This window comes from Winogradskyella ouciana (genome assembly GCF_009709615.1).
GTDB classification, from domain to species: Bacteria; Bacteroidota; Bacteroidia; order Flavobacteriales; family Flavobacteriaceae; genus Winogradskyella; species Winogradskyella ouciana.
On the sequence record NZ_WJYA01000032.1, the window covers coordinates 1 to 389 of the forward strand.

The following is a 389-nucleotide window of genomic DNA, read 5'->3' on the forward strand; positions in this document are numbered from 1 at the left end:
GTTACTGGATTACCGCTTGGGTCATCACTATCGGCTATCGCCTGATTCGTTACGATACCTGCATCAATATCAGCCTGAGTGATCGCATAGGTCGCTGTATAAACTATCGTTCCACTACCTACTACCATATCTTCTAAGTCGGCTTCTCCGTCTTGGTCCGTTCCTCCACTGACATAGGTCGGTGTTGGTAAGGTACCCGTTCCTGTAAAGTCCGCTGCGTCTTCTGTGACACTAACATCAAATAAGGTCGTGTTACCTGTGTTGGTTACTGTATACGTGTAAGTAATGATATCTCCTACACTGGCTACTCCATCAACTCCTAGGTCTAAACTACTGGTCTTCTCTATAGCGATGCTTGCTGCCTGTGGAATCGTCGTATCTGTTGGATC

1 protein-coding gene is annotated in these 389 nt (G+C 46.5%); it reads right to left on the minus strand.

Annotated features, from left to right (window positions below):
* Positions 1 to 389, minus strand: a 389-nt coding sequence (locus F1003_RS18500) for a CLIPPER-2 domain-containing protein (protein WP_202913906.1), incomplete at both ends; no start/stop codon positions are given.